This window comes from Pseudomonas sp. GL-R-26, assembly GCF_019947365.1.
Taxonomy (GTDB): domain Bacteria; phylum Pseudomonadota; class Gammaproteobacteria; order Pseudomonadales; family Pseudomonadaceae; genus Aquipseudomonas.
Window position 1 is genome coordinate 670,191 of sequence record NZ_JAGYGI010000001.1, and the last position, 17,383, is coordinate 687,573.

Consider the following 17,383-nt stretch of genomic DNA (forward strand, 5'->3'; position numbering starts at 1 on the left):
CGCTCCCACAGGTCAAAGCCTTTAAAGGGCGAAAGGCAATGGCGTATTGACCGTCTGCCGCTGCGCCAGGCGCAACTGGAACTCCATCGGATCGTGAATCAGCACATCCTGCCCGGCGAACGACTCCGCCGCGATCAGGCGTGACAACCAGAACCGTACGCAAGCCACCCGCAGCATGGTCGACCACAACTCGGCTTCGGCCGCGGTGAACGGTCGCAAGGCCGCGTAAGCGCCCAGCAAGGCCCGCGCTCGCGGTCCATCGATCACGCCATCGTCGTTCGAGCACCAGTCGTTCAAGGCAATCGCCACGTCGTAGAGCATCGGCCCGGAGCAGGCGTTGTAGAAGTCGATCAGCCCGGTCAGGTGCGTGCCTTCGAACATCGCGTTGTCGCGGAACAGGTCGGCGTGAATGTTCGCCCGTGGCAGTGCCAGGATTTTTCCTTTCTGCCGGGTGATTTCTTCCAGCGCCCGCTGCAGCAGGTCTTTCTGTTCGGCACCGAGGTGCGACAAAAACTGCGTGCCCTCTTCCAGCATCCAGTCCAGGCCACGATCGGTTTTGCGCTTGATCATGTTGGCCTGGGTCGCCAGGTGCAGATGGCCGAGCAACTCACCGACCTGCGCACAATGTTGCGCGTTGGCTTGCTTGATGTGCTTGCCGGCCAGACGCGGTTGCAGCAGCGCAGGTTTACCCGCCAGTTCGCGCAGGGCCACGCCGTCGGTGGTGCGCAAGGCGTAAGGCACCGGCAAGTTCGCGCCGTGCAGCACGTCGAGCAGTTCGATGAAGAACGGCATTTCCTGAACCGGGCCGCGCTCGATCAGGGTCAGGACAAATTCGCCCTGCTCCAGGCTGATAAAGAAATTGGTGTTTTCGCTACCGGCGGCAATCCCCTGGAAATCAAGCAGGCGGCCGAGGCCATAAGGGGCGAGAAAAGCTTCCAGCTCGGGCCGAGCCAGGGGGGTGAACACAGACATGTTTAAACTGCCAGTACGGGCGCCGCTGTTGAGCCAGCGCCGATTAAAGTTAAGGACGACTTACCACTTAAAAATTTCCCACGCCGGAATCAGCATATCCGGGTAATCCGAGCGAATGAAGTTACCGTCCGACCCATCGGCGCGCACGAGAAAATACGGCTTGCCGCCTTTGGGCGTGACTTTGATCGCATACAGGAAGCCGTTTTGGCGGTATTCCTGAATGAGCTTGTCCCCTTCCGTGCGGATCGTGACATCCGGGTCTGCCGAAGGGGCGTCATCCGCCGCCATGACGGCCAAAGGTGTGATAGCAAACAAGCCAGCCAGCAACAGGCGATTTAGTGTGCGCATGATAACCTTGTCCCTTTGTCGTCAACGGTCCCGCTATTCTAGCGCCGGACCCGCCGAAAAGGTTGATCCTGCTCATGAGCCAAGCCCCCCTCGTCCTGGTGGACGGTTCTTCTTACCTGTACCGCGCCTTTCACGCGCTGCCGCCGCTGACCACGTCCAAAGGCCTGCCGACCGGCGCGGTCAAGGGCGTCTTGAACATGCTCAAGAGCCTGCGCAAGCAATATCCGGATAGTCCGTTCGCCGTGGTGTTCGACGCCAAGGGTGGGACTTTTCGCGATGACATGTACGCCGAATACAAGGCCAACCGTCCGAGCATGCCCGACGACATGCGCGTGCAGATCGAGCCGCTGCACCAGAGCGTGATCGCCCTGGGCTTTCCGCTGCTGTGCGTCGAGGGCGTCGAGGCCGATGACGTGATCGGCACCCTGGCCCGCAGCAGCGCGGCTGCGGATCGTCCGGTGATTATTTCCACCGGTGACAAGGACATGGCGCAACTGGTCGACGGTCACATTACCTTGGTCAACACCATGACCGGTAGCAGCATGGACGTGGAGGGCGTGAAGGAGAAATTCGGCGTCGCTCCGGAGCAGATCATCGATTATCTGGCGCTCATGGGCGATTCTTCCGACAACATTCCGGGTGTTCCAGGCATCGGCCCGAAGACGGCTTCCGGCCTGCTGGTCGGTGTGAACGGCGGTCTGACCGAACTCTATGCGCAGCTCGACATCGTGCCGACCCTGCCGATTCGCGGCGCCAAGACCCTGCCGGCCAAGCTCGAAGAGCACAAGGAAATGGCCTTCCTCTCCTATCAACTGGCGACCATCAAGGTCGATGTACCGCTGGACGTTGGGCTCGACGACTTGCAAATGGGCGCGGAAGATCCGGCCAAACTCTACGAGCTGTACACCCTGCTGGAGTTCAAGAGCTGGCTGAACGACCTTGATCGCGACGCCAAACGCCTGGAACTGAGCGCTGCCGCCGAGCCTGCACCGGCCGCCGATCTGTTCAGCGAACCAGAGGCCGAAGCACCGGCCGCCGCTGCTGAAGCCGCCTATGAAACCATCCTCGATCAGGCGCGGTTCGATGCCTGGCTGGAAAAACTGAACAACGCCAAGCTGTTTGCCTTCGACACCGAAACAACCGGCATCGATGCGCAGCAGGCGCAACTGGTGGGCCTGTCGTTCGCCGTTCAGGCTAACGAAGCGGCCTACATCCCGTTGACCCATTCCTACATTGGTGTGCCGCAGCAGCTGGATCGTGACACGGTCCTGCGCGCGCTCAAGCCGATTCTGGAAGACCCGGCCAAGCTCAAGGTCGGCCAGCACGCCAAGTTCGACATGAACATCCTGGCCAATTGCGCCATCGGCGGCGATCAGGACAACGGCATTACCGTGCGTGGCATCGCCTTCGACACCATGCTTGAGTCCTACGTACTGAACTCCACGGCCACCCGCCATGACATGGACAGCCTGGCGCAGAAGTATCTGGACCACACCACGGTGAGTTTCCAGGACATCGCCGGCAAGGGCGTGAAACAGCTGACGTTCGATCAGATCGCCCTGGAGCAGGCCGGGCCTTACGCCGCCGAAGATGCGGATATCACCCTGCGTCTGCACCAGACCCTGTTCGAAAAACTCTCGGCCATTCCGAGCCTGGCCAGCGTGCTGACCGACATCGAGATCCCGTTGGTACCGGTATTGGCGCGTATCGAGCGCCAGGGCGCATTCGTCGATGCCGCCTTGCTGGGCGTGCAAAGCATCGAACTGGGCGACAAGATGGTGGCGCTGGAGCGTGAAGCCTTCGAGATTGCCGGTGAGGAATTCAACCTCGGTTCACCCAAGCAACTTGGCGTGATCCTTTACGAGAAGCTCGGCCTGCCGGTGTTGAAGAAAACCGCCAAGGGCCAGCCCTCCACCGCCGAAGAAGTGCTGGCCAAACTGGCAGAAGACGACTATCGATTGCCGAAAGTGCTCATGGAATACCGCTCCATGAGCAAGCTGAAAAGTACCTATACCGACCGTCTGCCGGAGCAGATCAACCCGCGTACCGGGCGGATCCATACCTCGTATCACCAGGCGGTGGCGTCCACCGGGCGGCTGTCCTCCAGTGATCCGAACCTGCAGAACATCCCGGTACGTACCGCCGAAGGGCGTCGCATCCGCCAGGCGTTCGTGGCCCCGACCGGCTACAAGCTGCTGGCGGCGGACTATTCGCAGATCGAACTGCGGATCATGGCGCACCTGTCCCGGGATGAAGGACTGATGAACGCCTTCCGCCACAATCTGGACGTACACACCGCGACCGCCGCCGAAGTGTTCAAGGTCGAACTGGCCGACGTGACCTCCAACCAGCGCCGCAGCGCCAAGGCGATCAACTTCGGCCTGATCTACGGCATGGGTGCGCAGAAGCTCGGCAAGGACATCGGCGTCGACACCAAGACCGCCAAGGCCTACATCGATACCTACTTCGCCCGGTATCCCGGCGTTCGCCAGTACATGGACCGCACGCGTGCCCAGGCCGCCGAGCAAGGTTATGTCGAGACGTTCTTCGGCCGCCGCCTGTACCTGCCGGACATCAACTCCAACAAGCCGCAAGAGCGCGCCGCCGCCGAACGCACGGCGATCAACGCACCGATGCAAGGCACTGCCGCGGACATCATCAAGAAAGCCATGGTCGCGGTGGATAACTGGCTGGCCGCGTCGGGCCTCGACGCCAAAGTCATTTTGCAGGTGCACGATGAACTGGTGCTCGAGGTACGTGAAGACCTGGTCGACCTGGTTCGCGATGAAATTCGCGTGCACATGAGCGAGGCGGCGAAACTGGATGTGCCGTTACTGGTCGAAGTGGGTGTTGGAAACAACTGGGATGAGGCTCACTGAGCCTTCTTGTAGGAGCGAGCTTGCTCGCGATGGAGTGTCAGACACATCGATTGCGACTGAAATTCCATCGCGAGCAGGCTCGCTCCTACAGAAAATTGTCGTGTTCTGCTGCGGCAGAGTGCCGCGGCAGAAGGGCGCAAAAAACAGCTTAGTCCGGAGGGCGATCAGAGTTATTTCAAAGCTATTTGAAAAAAATCTGAACTAATCTTGCACACCACCACTCAGAGTTACTGAATGGCTGGTGAAGCCCTTCGATGCTCCTATGTTGTGTTAAGTGTTGGCAGATATCTGGACCCCGCCCTAGCGGTCTAGAGCTTGAACCCCGGAACTTCTCCCTCCCCATATGAAGCCCGGGGTTTTTTTTGCCCAAAGAAAACTGCCTGCGTGCGCCGCAGGCAGTTCTCGGCACTTACTGAGCTTCTGCTTCGGCACCCTTGTCCGCCAGTTCCATCCAGCCAGCCAGTACGGTGTAAGCATCTTCCAGGCCCATGCGTTTTGGGGCCGAGAACAGCTGAATCGTCACGAGATCGCCCCAGCCCTTGCGGATTTCCGCTTGAACCTTGAGCAGCGTGTTCTTGGCTGCGCCATAGGTCAGCTTGTCTGCTTTGGTCAGCAGAATGTGCATCGGCATGCCGGCAGCAACGGCCCAGTCGAGCATCAGCAAGTCGAAATCGGTCATCGGATGGCGGATGTCCATCATCAGGATCAGACCTTTCAAACTCTCGCGACCACCCAGATATGCCTCCAGGTGACGTTGCCAGTGTTGCTTGAGCGGGATCGGTACTTTTGCATAACCGTAGCCCGGCAGGTCGACCAGACGGCGTTCATCGTCTAGCTTGAAGAAATTCAACAGTTGCGTGCGCCCCGGCGTTTTCGAGGTGCGCGCCAGGCTGGCGTGGGTCAGGGTGTTCAAGGCACTCGACTTGCCGGCGTTGGAACGCCCGGCGAAGGCGACTTCGAAGCCCTCGTCATCCGGACATTGGTCGACTTTGGCGGCGCTGAGCATGAAGGTGGACTGTTGGCACAGACCGAGGATGGGATTCTTGAGTTGCATGGGATTTCCGATGTGGGCGGCGCCAGGAATGGGTGCGGCAAGCAGTGTCGCTTCCGTTTCAGTGACGCCAGTATATAATGCCGCAGATTTTGTGTGCGCTTTGTCCCAGCGTAGGATGAAGTTCACGAGAGCGACAGACCTTGATTGCGCACTAGAACGCAGCTCGCTCTCAACCCTGAAAAGGTCGTTTTATGACGAAATGGCTGCTAGCTGCCGGTGTATTGATGCCGCTTTACAGCGCTCAGGCTACACAGGATCCGGAAGCTGTGTACAACCGTGTTTGTGGTGCCTGTCATTCCGGCCAACTCCCCATGGCGCCGAAAAAAGGCGATCAGGAAGCTTGGACGCCGAGGTTGGCGAAAGGTATGGAGACGCTGGTGCAACACGTGACCCAGGGTTTCAAGGCGATGCCGCCGCGTGGTTTGTGCATGGACTGCAGTGCCGAGGATTACCAAGCCATCATCCTTTGGATGAGCGAGTAAGCCCGGTCCATAACTCTTAACCCTTAGCCGTAGTTGGATTAGCTGATGAAGAAATTGATCGTGAGTCTGCTGTTGACCGTGGGCATCTCCGGCATGGCCCATGCTGCAGGTGAGGCAGTACAACCGGGTGATGCAAAAGCCGGCCAGGCCAAAGCCGCCGTCTGTGGCGCCTGCCACGGCCCGGATGGCAACAGCATGGCGCCAAACTTTCCAAAACTGGCAGGTCAGGGCGAACGCTACCTGACCAAGCAATTGCACGACATCAAGTCGGGCAAGCGCACCGTTCTGGAAATGACCGGCCTGCTGACCAACCTGAGCGATCAGGACCTGGCGGACATCGCCGCCTACTTCGCCAGCCAGAAAGGCAGCGTCGGTGCTGCCGATCCGAAGATCGTCGCTCGCGGTGAAGCCCTGTTCCGTGGTGGTGACCTGGCCAAGGGCCTGCCATCCTGCACCGGTTGCCACTCGCCAAATGGCGCAGGTAACGCGGCTGCCGGTTTCCCGCACCTGGGTGGCCAGCACGCTCAATACGTCGGCAAGCAACTGACCGATTTCCGCAGGGAAGAAGGCGGCCGTACCAACGACGGCGATACCAAACCCATGCAGACCATTGCCAAGAAGCTGAGCGACGAAGACATCGCCGCGGTGTCCAGCTACATTCAAGGCCTGCACTAAGGCTGGCGGATCGGGCGTTGAACGGGGTGCTTATCACCTGCAACGTTAACGCTCGATTAATCCGTTGCAACGAGTATAAAAAGGGTGGCTTTGGCCGCCCTTTTTTTTGGCCGCTGCCGTTACACTACAGAACTCAAGCCCGCCAGGACCTGTCTGATAACAGGTCGCGCGAGGCGAAAAAATTTGTCCAGGAGTGAAGCATGCGTAATCTGATCATCAGCGCCGTTTTTGCCGCTGCCAGCCTGTTCGGCATGACTGCCCAGGCCGCTGAGGCCCCCGCTGCACCTTATGTCGAACTGAGCAACCCGGTTCCGGTCGCCGTGCCTGGCAAGATCGAAGTGGTAGAGCTGTTCTGGTACGGCTGCCCGCATTGCTTCGCTTTCGAGCCAGTGATTAATCCGTGGGTCGAAAAGCTGCCTTCGGACGTGAACTTCGTGCGCATTCCAGCCATGTTCGGTGGCCCGTGGGACGCTCACGGTCAGATGTTCCTGACCCTTGAAGCCATGGGTGTCGAGCACAACGTTCACGCCGCGGTGTTCAATGCGATTCAGAAAGAACACAAGAAACTGACCGACAAGAACGACATGGCCGACTTCCTCGCTACCCAGGGCGTGGACAAGGACAAGTTCCTCGCGACTTTCGACTCTTTCGCTATCAAGGGTCAGATCGTCAAGGCTCGTGAACTGGCCAAGAAGTATGAAATCTCCGGCGTTCCAACCATGATCGTCAACGGTAAGTACCGCTTTGACGTGGGTTCTGCCGGCGGTGCCGAACAGGCCCTGCAACTGGCCGACAAACTGATCGACAAAGAGCGAGCGGCTAACAAGGCTGCCGCCAACTAAGGGCAGTCACTGCCATGCGCCGATGGGGTACTGAACGCATCGTTGGCCTGCATGATCCGCGGGTCAACGAACATCATCTGGAGTCCACGGGCCTGCCCGCAGACAGTCGTCTGCGCTTGCTCAGCTTCAATATCCAGGTCGGTATCAGTACCGAGCGCTACCGGCATTACCTGACCCGGGGCTGGCAGCACCTGCTGCCGCACACCGGGCGTGCCGACAACCTGCAGAAAATCGGCAACCTGCTGGGCGACTTCGATCTGGTCGCCTTGCAAGAGGCCGATGGCGGCAGCCTGCGATCAGGCTACGTCAATCAGGTCGAACACCTGGCCCAACTCGGTGCCTTTCCCTACTGGTATCAACAACTCAATCGCAATCTCGGTCGCCTGGCCCAGCACAGCAATGGCGTGCTCAGCCGATTGCGCCCATGGGCAATTGAGGATCATCCGCTGCCGGGGCCAAAGGGTCGCGGAGCCATTCTGGTGCGGTTCGGCGAAGGTCCGGAAGCGCTGGTGGTGGTCATGATGCACCTGGCGTTGGGCGCCCGGGCCCGCAGCCTGCAACTGGCCTACATCCGCGAGTTGATTGGCGACTACAAGCACCAGGTGCTGATGGGCGACATGAACACCCATGCCAGTGACCTGCTGCTACATTCCCCGTTGCGCGATCTCGGCCTGCTCGCGCCGCAACTGGAAGCGACGTTTCCCAGCTGGCGCCCACAGCGCTGCCTGGACCATATCCTGCTGAGCCCGAGCCTGACCCTGGAAAAGGTCGAGGTGCTGGCACAGCCCATTTCCGATCACCTGCCGGTCGCGGTAGAGATTCGTTTGCCGGGTTCGCTCACGGCCGATGCATTGCCCGCGTTGAGTCCTGCCCCTCGCGGAACCCCTGAATGAGCGACGAAGCACAGCGCTGGAAAGAGAAATACCTCAAAAGCATCGAACAACAGGAAAAGCTCGAACGTCGCTGGGACGCGCGGCTCGACTTGCTGCGTCGCGGGCTGGTGCGCAGCACCCTGGCGGCGGAAGGTACTGACCGCGCCGTTGACCAATGCATGAAGGAAATGCGCGAGGTCGTGCGCACCGATGACATGGACGCTGGTCTGGCCGCGCTGATTCCACGCCTGGAAAAAGCCGTGCTCGACTCGGAGCAGCGTCGTGAAACCCGGGTCAACCAGACCAGTGCCGCCCTGACTGCGCTGGTCACTCAACTGCAAACATTGCCGCTGCCGCGGGATGTGAGTCGGCCACTCAAGAGTTTCGCCAAGCAACTGGATGCGCGGGTCAGTCAGGCACGTGAGATACCCTTGCTGCTCAGCGAGCTGAGTGGCTTGCAGGGCAAGGCCCTGAGCCAACTGGAGACCCCGACGGAGAACGGCCGCCCGGGCTTGCTGCAGCGGTTGTTCGGCGGTCGTGAGGCGGAGGAGATGGTGGCATCAGCGGCTACTTCTCCTGCTCTGTCCTCTGTAGCCGAGATCCCTGCGGCAACTTTCGATAGACCCCCTGCTGAGCGAGTTGAAGGCGAGTCTGCGCCGACCGAGCCAACCGTGGCTGCGCCTGCTCCGGCAGTCGTGGCTTTTGCCCCTCCGCCTGCGGAGCCTCAACCGGCCAGTGCCGCTGCGACAGAAACCGGACCGGCCGAGCAACCGACCCCGGAAACCATCGCGACGCCTCCCGAGTCGGAAACAAACCCCGACGAGCTGACCGCGCAAACATCGCCGGATAGCTTGTCATTACCTCCGATGCCCATGGAGGACGTGGCCGCTGTCGATCAGGCGTCAGCTGAACACGACATCCTCTATGCACTCCCGGATTCCCCTGAGCCCTCCTATAGCTCGGTGGCCAGCCACATCGAAGACACGCTGCTGGGGCTGCTCGACGACCTGACATTGCCCGAGCGCCATCGCCCGCAAGCCGAATCCATGCGCGATCGTCTGAAAAACGGTCTGAACTGGTACGAGTTGCTGCCGATCCTCGACGATTTCGCCACCTTGATGCTGGCCATTACCGACAGCGGCCAGCATGAGTTCGAAGTCTATCTGCAACGGCTGAACGAGCGCCTCGAGTCCTTCCAGAGCAACTTGCAGGCCGCCACCGCCGGACACGCCGACAATCGTTCGGCCGCGCGGCAGATGGACACGCAGATCCGCGAACAGGTCGATGGCCTGCAAAGCAGCATGCAGGAAGCCGCGGACCTGGAAGATCTCAAGCACGTACTGGAAAACCATCTCGAAGGCTTGCTGGGCACCATGGACCAGCACCAGAAGCAGCGCGATGAACGCGAGCAGGAGGTCGCTGCGCGCCTGCACAGCCTGGCCGAACGGGTCGCCCATATGGAGCAGGAGGCCCAGGGTTACCGCGAGCACCTTGAAGAGCAACGGCAGAAGGCATTGGTCGACCCGTTGACCGGGCTGCCCAACCGCGCGGCCTGGAGCGAGCGGCTGGATCTCGAAGTCACACAATGGCAGCAACATGGCAACACGCTGTTGCTGGCCATGCTCGACCTCGATCATTTCAAGCGTATCAACGATAACTACGGGCACCTGGCCGGTGACAAAGTGCTGAAAATAATCGCCAGCGTGTTGCGCAAGCGGCTGCGCGGGACGGATTTCATTGCCCGGTTTGGCGGTGAGGAGTTTGTGCTGTTGATGCCATCCACGGTGCCGGCGGCAGGGTTGAAGTTCTTGGAAGGCTTGCGGGCCGCCATTGAGGCCTGTCCGTTCCACTTCAAGGGAGAGCCGGTGACCATCACAGTGTCTATCGGGATGACGGCCTTCAGGCCGGGTGAACATAGCGATCAGGTGCTTAAAAGAGCCGATCAGGCCCTGTATCGCGCAAAAAATGCCGGCCGCAACCGGGTGGAACCGAGCTGACGGTTATTTGTTCCATTTTGTTTAATTCGATGGGATTGCCGTCCACCCGCAAGGCATTACGTTACACTGTTGCATTATTGTCTTGCGTGTACTGCCTTTCGCCATGAAATATTTTGCTCTGATCGTATCGCTGATTGTGCTTGCCGGCTGTGCCAGCGGTCCCCGTTTCGACACCAGCCACCCTTCGGCCAATTACGATAGCCGCGTACAGTTTGTGGTGGTGCATTACACCAATGCCTCGCTGGAGCGTTCGTTGCAGTTGCTGACCCACGGTGAAGTCAGCAGCCATTACCTGATCGGCGACGACAAGGGTGCCACCATCTACAAGCTGATGGATGAAAATGTGCGGGCCTGGCACGCCGGGGAGAGCGAGTGGAATGGCCGGACCTGGCTGAACTCCAGTTCCATCGGTATCGAAATCGTCAACCCGGGCTTCAAGGACACCCCGACCGGACGCGTGTGGTATCCCTACACTGAAGATCAGGTCCAGTCGTTGATCGTGTTGCTCAAGGACATCAGCAAACGTCACGGCACAAAGCCTCGCGACATCATTGGCCATAGCGATATTGCACCCTTGCGCAAGCTGGATCCGGGGCCACTGTTCCCCTGGAAGCGTCTGGCCGCCGAAGGCTTGGGCATCTGGCCGAATGAACAGTCGGTGGCGCGCCAGCAAATGCTGTTCGCCGAGCAGTTGCCGAGCATCAGCTGGTTTCAGGCGCAGTTGGCTCGCCTGGGTTATGCCTCGCCACAAACCGGCGAGCTCGATGTCGCGACACGACATGTGATCGCGGCATTTCAGATGCATTTCCGTCCGGCGCGCTTCGATGGCACTCCGGATGCACAAACTGCCGCGCTACTGTTGGTGTTGAATCAGACAAAATAATGACGCCCGCCCGACGGTCAGGGCTTTTTTCCAATCAGCAGCTATAACTCATTGGTAATCCTTCGGATATTTCACAATGACCGCTGCTCGAGAGACCTTCCGTAGTTGGTTCCATCGCCCCTGGTTCCTGGGGCTGATGTCTGCTGTCTTGAGCGCAACGTTATTGATGGCCGGAAGCCTGTTCGTCGCCATACACCAGGTCGAGCAAAACGAAAGCGAAGAAATGAATGCTCAGGGCGAACGCTTCCTCGCCCGTCTGGAACAGCTTTTCGGGCAACTGCGTGAAAGCCTTGACGATCTTGAAGCGCAACCGTTGCGCGGTTGCGATGCTGAAATGATCGCAACCTTGCAACAGGTTTCGTTCAATTATCGCTTCGTCTACGAAGCCGCCTACATGGACTCCTCGCGAATCTGCTCCAATCGCCCTCGCCAGGAAGGGCTGTCGCTGAGTCGATCGCCAGACATCAAGGGCCCGACTTACAGCTATTGGCTCAACACCACCACCGAACCCGATGAAAACCGCGCCGCGCTGATGCTCGGGCGCGGGAATTTCCGGGTGGCGACCTCTCGCGGGCATTTGACCGATATGGTCGACCTGTCGCCGGGCAGCAGTCTGCTGGTAGTCCTGGACCATGGCGCGCGCGCAATTCCGGTGCTCGGCGCTTCTCAGGTCTGGCCGCCGGCCGAGGCCTGGCCACCGAGAAACCGTGATGCGCTGCAGATCACCCAGACACGCCTGATATACCGGATGCCCACCGACAACCCGGAGTATCAATTGGTGTTGATCAGCCCACGCACCGGCATGCATATCCCGGCGGTCTGGTGGTGGTTGCTGCCGGCCAGCCTCGCGCTGGGCATCTGCGTTGGGTTCCTGGTGTTTCTGCTGGTACGCCAGCGGCAGTCGCTGGACGCCGAACTGACCGGCGCGATTCGCCGTGGCGAGTTGCAGGTGCTGTATCAACCGATCTTCGACCTCGATAGCCGCAACTGTGTCGGGGCTGAAGCGCTGCTGCGCTGGCGCAGGCCGGACGGCACCCTGACCAGTCCCGACCTGTTCATTCCGATGGCGGAGAACACCGGGCAGATTCGCCAGATGACGGACTTCGTCCTGCAACGCCTGCTCGAGCAACTCGGCCAGTTGCTACGTGCCAACCCGCAGCTGTACATCTCGGTCAATCTCGCTGCGTGTGATGTGATGGTTCCGCGGATTGGCCAGGTGATGGCGCGGTTGCTGACCCTGCACCACGTCGCTGCGCGGCAAATTGCCTTTGAGGTCACCGAGCGCGGGCTGGTCGATGTGGTGGTGGCCCGGGAAAACCTGCAAGCGCTGCGGGATGTCGGGCACCAGGTGTTGATCGATGACTTTGGCACCGGCTATTGCAGCCTCGCCTATTTGCAAACCCTGCCGGTCGATTGCCTGAAAATCGACAAGGCGTTCATTGATGCGCTTGGCCATGACGCCGCCAGCAGCGGCGTGGCCCCGCACATCATTCACATGGCCCAGTCGCTGCACCTGAAGGTGATTGCCGAGGGCATCGAACATGAGGCCCAGGCCGCGTTCCTGTGTAGTGAAGGCGTGAAGTTTGGCCAAGGCTGGCTGTTCGCCCGCGCGCTGAGCGCAGTGCAGTTCACTGAATTGATTACCCGGGGGCGGCGTCGGGGAGGCCGGCGCCTGGATGATGAAGCGTGAGGGTGACCTAAACGGTCAGCGTCATATAGAACTGAGTACCCTGCCCCGGCCGTGAATAGACACCTATCCGCCCGCCATGCAATTGCACGATTTCCTTGCACAAGGCCAGGCCGAGTCCGGCCCCGCCCTTCTTGCGTCCAACCTGCACGAAGGGCTCGAAGATCCGCCCCTGCTGACCGTAGGCAATGCCTTCACCGTTGTCCTCGACACTGATGATGACCCGGTCGCCGTGGCGCCGGGCCTGCAAGCGTATTCGCCCGCCAGAGCCGGTGTGACGCAAGGCGTTGTCGAGCAAGTTGTCGAGTACCCGCTCCAGTTGTGGCTGGTCGGCCTGCAACCGCGGCAAAGGTCCCTGCACTTCCACCAGCAGATTGATTTCCTTCTCTTCGGCCGCCGTGGCAAAGCGGGACCGAGCCTGTTCCAGCAACGCCTCGATGGAACACGGTGTCAGGGTGAGCTTCTGCAAACCGTTCTGGTAGCGGGAGAAATTCAGCAGATCATTGATCAACTGCATCAGCCGCTGCATCTCTTCATTCACGGTATCGAGCAGGTCGGCTTCCCGGGAGTCCGGGGCAAAGTGCGCACGCTCACGGAACAATCCGAAGGCCATGTGCATGCCGGTGACCGGTGTGCGCAATTCATGGGAGGCGCGCAATACAAATTCGCTGCGTACCCGTTCGAAGGCACGCTGTTCCGTAACGTCATGCAGCACCATTACCGCACCCAGAATATGACCCTGGGTATGGCTGACCGGGGTCAGGCTGTAGGTCAGCAGTCGCGACTCGCCATCGACTTCAACACTCAAGTCTTCCGGCGCCCGCTCCAGCGTGCCGCCGCGCAGTACCAGTTGCAGCTGCTCATCGAGCTCGGAGCGCTCCAGCGCCGTGCCCAACCCCTGACCCAGGCGATCGGACTCCCAGCCCAGCTGACGCTGAGCCACCGGGTTAAGGTGTTCTAGATGACCCTGACGGTCGATCATCAGCAGTCCGTCGTCGATGCTGTCGAGCACGGCCTGCAAACGCTGCTGACCGGCCAGCAGCTCATCGACGTTGGTGGCCTGATGTTCACGCAGCGCCTGGGCCATGATCCCGAAACGCCGGGTCAGCTGGTTCAGTTCCACCGCCGAAGAAATTGGCAGGGTGACATCGAAATTGCCCTGGCCGATATTGTCCGCCGCCTTGGCCAACGCCTCGATGGGCTCCCCGAAACGCCGGGCGATGGCCTGCGCGGTCACGAAGCCGATGATCAGCACCGCCAGACCCACCAGGCCAAGTAACCCGGCAATCAGCAGTGCCCGTTCCCGGGCCTTGCGCTCGGTATCGCTGATGTTATCCAGCGCGCGCTTGTGCTCGGCGATCAGACCATTGCGTAGCGCGTTGAATTTTTCCGTCAGGTTGTCGTGGCTACTAAGCACATTCGACGGGTCCGGGGACGTTTCATAAGCCTGGATAAAACTCTCGTAGTCGGCTTTGGCTTTTCTGAAGCCGTAGTCGCTTGCGGTTTCTGCCGGCTCCTGGGCGATGCCTTCCTCCAGCAGTTCGAAGTAATGCTGCTTCGAGGCGGCGAAAGCGGCGGAGTCAGGCTTCTCGCTGAGCATGATGATCAGTTGATCACCCAGGGTCTGACGCAGCTTGAGCCCCAGGTCCAGGGTGATGAAGTTACTGCGGATCAGTGCTTCCTGGCTGCCGGCCATCTGCATCACGCTGACCAGCCCGAGCAAGAGCCCGAGCAACGCGACGGTGATCAGTGCGGAGATGCTCAGGAAAAGCCGGGTCCGCAATTTCAGCGCCAGTTTCATCGGCTATTGCTCACAAGTTGTACTGTTTGCGTTTGCGGTACAGCGTCGAGGCGTCGATGCCCAGGGTTTTCGCCGCTTGATCCAGGGTGTCGGCGGTGGCGAGGATCGCGCCGATGTGGGCCTTTTCCAGCTCATCCAGGCTCAGTGCCGCGCCGATGCGCGGTACATTGTTGACCGGGGTTTCGGCCATGCCCAGATGACTGATCTCGACCCGCTCCTGCGGACAGATGATGCTCGCCCGCTCGATCACGTTGCGCAGCTCACGGATGTTGCCCGGCCAGCGATAGCCCAGCAGTGCTTCCCGGGCCTCGTCGCTGAAGGCGCGCGCGGGACGGGCGTACTCCTTGACGAAGCGCGCCAGGAAACGGTCGGCCAGGTTAAGAATATCTTCGCGGCGTTCGCGTAGCGGTGGCAGGTGCAAGGTAATGACGTTCAGGCGATAGAGCAGGTCTTCACGGAAGCGACCGTCGCGCACCATGTCCTCAAGGATGAGGTTGGTGGCCGCAAGGATGCGCACATCGGCACGGCGGGTCACCGGATCACCGACGCGCTCATATTCCTTGTCCTGAATAAAACGCAGCAACTTCGGCTGCAATGTCAGGGGAAAGTCGCCGATCTCGTCGAGAAACAGCGTCCCGCCGTCAGCCTGGTTGACTCGGCCCAAGGTGCTTTCGCTGGCGCCGGTGAAGGCGCCGCGGCTGTGGCCGAAGAGTTCGCTTTCCATGAGCTCGGCAGTCAGCGATGGGCAGTTGATCGTGACGCAGGATTTCTTCGCGCGTTTGCTCCAGCCGTGAATGGCTTGGGACAGTTCGCCCTTGCCGGTACCGGACTCACCCAGAAGCAGGATATTGGCATCGGTCGTGGCAACCTGGCGGGCGGTTTCGAGTACCACTTTCATGGCCGGGCTGTGGGAGTCCAGACCATCCTTGGGCTTGCGCACCTCGCCTTCCAGGGCTTCCAGTCGGGCCGACAGTTGCCGGACTTCCAGCTGCTTGGCGGTTGCCAGTCGCAATTGATCGGGGCTGCACGGTTTGACCAGATAGTCGGCGGCGCCGGCCTGAATCGCATCCACCGCCGTGTCGACGGCAGAGTGGGCAGTGACGATCACCACCCGCATCCAGGGCGCCTGGATACGCATCTGGGCCAGCACATCGAGGCCGTTGTCTTCACCCAGACGCAAGTCGAGGAAGCACAGGTCGAAGACCTGCCGCTGCAACAGGGCTTCTGCCTGCGCGGCACTGGTGGCGGTGGCCACGCTGTAGCCTTCGTCTTCGAGGCAGTAACGGAAGGTACGCAGGATGGCGGACTCATCATCCACCAGCAAAATGCGGCCTTGATGCTCAGTGGCGGATTCCATTTTCCTGCGCTCCTTAATGAATGATCTTAAGTTAGTCTCGGAGAAATCGGGCAAGTTGCATGATTGATTCTGAGCCATTCCTGTCATGGCAGGGTAGCTCTCATCCGATGTGTCGGTTAGCCACCTGATTTTGCGGGTCTTTTGATAGATACCCGGTCTCTGCCAGCGGCCAGCGTGAATTTCTGACCTGCGCACCCTCCTCTCAATTCAAAAAATTTACGCCTTCCTTCAAACCAGTCGTGCAATACGCACGACGGCACAAGGAGCATCGTGCAGGATGCGCGCGTAGTGCTTTCTTTTATGTTCATAAGATATTGATATTAAAGGTAATTAATTCGAATCAAGGCTGGCATGCGCTCTGCAATTGTCTGGTTAACCAGGGCATTAAAAAAACGCCCGCTATCGAATACCGACCCCAGAGGTAGGAGTTCCAGGATGAATCGTCAACGTGCCGCCCACCTGCACCTCTGGCCTGTGCATATCCAGCAAGAACTGTTTGCTGTTCTGGCGCTTTTGATCACCCTGATCGGCGGCCAGCAGTTTCTACGCTGGGAGCAGAGCCGGCAGCCGGAAGCGCCAGGCCTGTCGACTCTGCATCCGACCCAAACCCAATTCAGTGCTGTCAGCAGCGGTCAGGCCGATAGCACCCCGATGCGCATGATGGATGTCGACCAGGCCAGGCCTGTGGGTGAGATACATCATCAGGAGCGTTGGGTGTTCTAGGCAAAACTTCCGCCGCACCCCATGCGCCGGGAAAACGCAGCACCTCTAAACAGAAGCGTAAGGAGAATCACCATGTTGAGCTGGGCAATCACATTCCTGATCATCGCCATCATCGCCGCTGTACTGGGCTTCGGTGGTATCGCGGGCACCGCCACGGGTATCGCCAAGATTCTGTTTGTCGTGTTCCTGGTGATGTTCATTGCCTCCTTCTTCTTTGGCCGTCGTGGTCGAGGCTGATATGAGAGGGTTTTTCAAGACACTGGCAGCCGCCCTGCTGTTGGGCGGTAGTGCCATGGCATGCGGGCTGGCGTTGCCCCTACATGCCTGAGGCCCCCATGCAGGGCTGGTTGATAGAACAGAATTTGTACACGAAGGAGGCCACAGCGCCTCTTTCCACCTGCGCCACCTGAGGAAGGCCGGCGCATGACCAAGGGGTCGGGACGTTCTGCCTGTTTCAGGGGCGCAGTGACCTACGGGTACAGGGAGTGCCTGCGCAAGGGCCGGGTCAGGAAAAGCTACTGCGCAAGTTCGCCGGACCGACAAGGCTCGACGGGCTTGCGAAGGGCTTGATCAAGCAACACATTGAAATAGAGCGCTCGTCTCGATTTCATCACTGTTATCCCGTCCTTATCCTTGTTGCGTCGGAAAATACTTTTCCCGGTGTTTCATCTGCGACCGTATATCGAGAAAAATCACCATTCTTTGGCCGCGATTTTTCCCTTCGTCCTGCGGGATTTTGCTGAAAAATCAACGCTCGGACACTGCTCAAAAAATGTTCAATCTGCTCTGTGATGGCCGGTTCACGGCACTT

General features: G+C 59.8%; 15 protein-coding genes. 10 read left to right on the plus strand and 5 right to left on the minus strand.

Translation table 11 applies throughout. The annotated features are described in order from the left end of the window. Positions 1-21 precede the first annotated feature (21 nt). A complete protein-coding gene (locus KGA96_RS03085) occupies positions 22-972 on the minus strand; it encodes a homoserine kinase (protein WP_046042674.1) in 951 nt (316 codons plus the stop codon). A 60-nt stretch (positions 973-1,032) separates the two neighbouring features. Next, positions 1,033-1,320, minus strand: coding sequence for a DUF2782 domain-containing protein (locus KGA96_RS03090; protein WP_046042673.1), 288 nt, complete (start codon positions 1,318-1,320; stop codon positions 1,033-1,035). A gap of 74 nt (positions 1,321-1,394) precedes the next feature. On the opposite strand from KGA96_RS03090, the gene polA reads away from it, so the two are divergent. After that, positions 1,395-4,199 (plus strand): DNA polymerase I, encoded by a 2,805-nt coding sequence (gene polA, locus KGA96_RS03095; protein ID WP_046042672.1) that lies wholly within the window; start codon positions 1,395-1,397, stop codon positions 4,197-4,199. Between the two features lie 409 nt (positions 4,200-4,608). Here the strand turns inward: polA and yihA are convergent, their stop codons facing one another. Next, on the minus strand, positions 4,609-5,253 hold the full coding sequence (gene yihA / locus KGA96_RS03100; protein WP_046042671.1) for a ribosome biogenesis GTP-binding protein YihA/YsxC: 645 nt from the start codon (positions 5,251-5,253) through the stop codon (positions 4,609-4,611). A 191-nt stretch (positions 5,254-5,444) separates the two neighbouring features. Between yihA and KGA96_RS03105 the strand changes: the two genes are divergently transcribed. The 7 genes from KGA96_RS03105 to KGA96_RS03135 all read left to right on the plus strand — a co-directional run bounded on the left by KGA96_RS03105 (position 5,445) and on the right by KGA96_RS03135 (position 12,694). Continuing rightward, positions 5,445-5,735: a c-type cytochrome gene (locus KGA96_RS03105; protein WP_008002190.1), complete on the plus strand. Its 291-nt coding sequence runs from the start codon at positions 5,445-5,447 to the stop codon at positions 5,733-5,735. A 45-nt stretch (positions 5,736-5,780) separates the two neighbouring features. Continuing rightward, on the plus strand, positions 5,781-6,410 hold the full coding sequence (locus tag KGA96_RS03110) for a c-type cytochrome (RefSeq protein WP_046042670.1): 630 nt from the start codon (positions 5,781-5,783) through the stop codon (positions 6,408-6,410). Positions 6,411-6,610: 200 nt separating this feature from the next. Beyond that, positions 6,611-7,252, plus strand: a complete 642-nt coding sequence (locus KGA96_RS03115; RefSeq protein ID WP_046042669.1) for a thiol:disulfide interchange protein DsbA/DsbL — start codon at positions 6,611-6,613, stop codon at positions 7,250-7,252. 14 nt (positions 7,253-7,266) lie between these two features. After that, positions 7,267-8,145 (plus strand): endonuclease/exonuclease/phosphatase family protein, encoded by an 879-nt coding sequence (locus KGA96_RS03120; RefSeq protein WP_046042668.1) that lies wholly within the window; start codon positions 7,267-7,269, stop codon positions 8,143-8,145. After that, a complete protein-coding gene (locus KGA96_RS03125; protein ID WP_223511556.1) occupies positions 8,142-10,121 on the plus strand; it encodes a GGDEF domain-containing protein in 1,980 nt (659 codons plus the stop codon). Before KGA96_RS03120 ends, KGA96_RS03125 begins: the two co-directional genes overlap by 4 nt. Positions 10,122-10,224: 103 nt before the next feature. Further along, on the plus strand, positions 10,225-11,004 hold the full coding sequence (locus tag KGA96_RS03130; RefSeq protein WP_046042737.1) for an N-acetylmuramoyl-L-alanine amidase: 780 nt from the start codon (positions 10,225-10,227) through the stop codon (positions 11,002-11,004). A 76-nt stretch (positions 11,005-11,080) separates the two neighbouring features. Continuing rightward, positions 11,081-12,694, plus strand: a complete 1,614-nt coding sequence (locus KGA96_RS03135) for an EAL domain-containing protein (RefSeq protein ID WP_046042666.1) — start codon at positions 11,081-11,083, stop codon at positions 12,692-12,694. A 7-nt stretch (positions 12,695-12,701) separates the two neighbouring features. Here KGA96_RS03135 and KGA96_RS03140 read toward each other — a convergent pair whose 3' ends face one another. After that, positions 12,702-14,492: an ATP-binding protein gene (locus KGA96_RS03140; RefSeq protein ID WP_223511558.1), complete on the minus strand. Its 1,791-nt coding sequence runs from the start codon at positions 14,490-14,492 to the stop codon at positions 12,702-12,704. A 10-nt stretch (positions 14,493-14,502) separates the two neighbouring features. Then, on the minus strand, positions 14,503-15,849 hold the full coding sequence (algB, locus tag KGA96_RS03145) for a sigma-54-dependent response regulator transcription factor AlgB (protein ID WP_046042664.1): 1,347 nt from the start codon (positions 15,847-15,849) through the stop codon (positions 14,503-14,505). 435 nt (positions 15,850-16,284) lie between these two features. Here algB and KGA96_RS03150 point away from each other — a divergent pair, with 435 nt between their 5' ends. Together KGA96_RS03150 and KGA96_RS03155 are read left to right on the plus strand one after the other, a co-directional pair. After that, positions 16,285-16,572, plus strand: a complete 288-nt coding sequence (locus KGA96_RS03150; RefSeq protein WP_046042663.1) for a hypothetical protein — start codon at positions 16,285-16,287, stop codon at positions 16,570-16,572. A 72-nt stretch (positions 16,573-16,644) separates the two neighbouring features. Beyond that, entirely contained in the window at positions 16,645-16,809 is a 165-nt protein-coding gene (locus tag KGA96_RS03155; RefSeq protein ID WP_003177151.1) for a DUF1328 domain-containing protein, read from the plus strand. Positions 16,810-17,383: the final 574 nt, after the last annotated feature.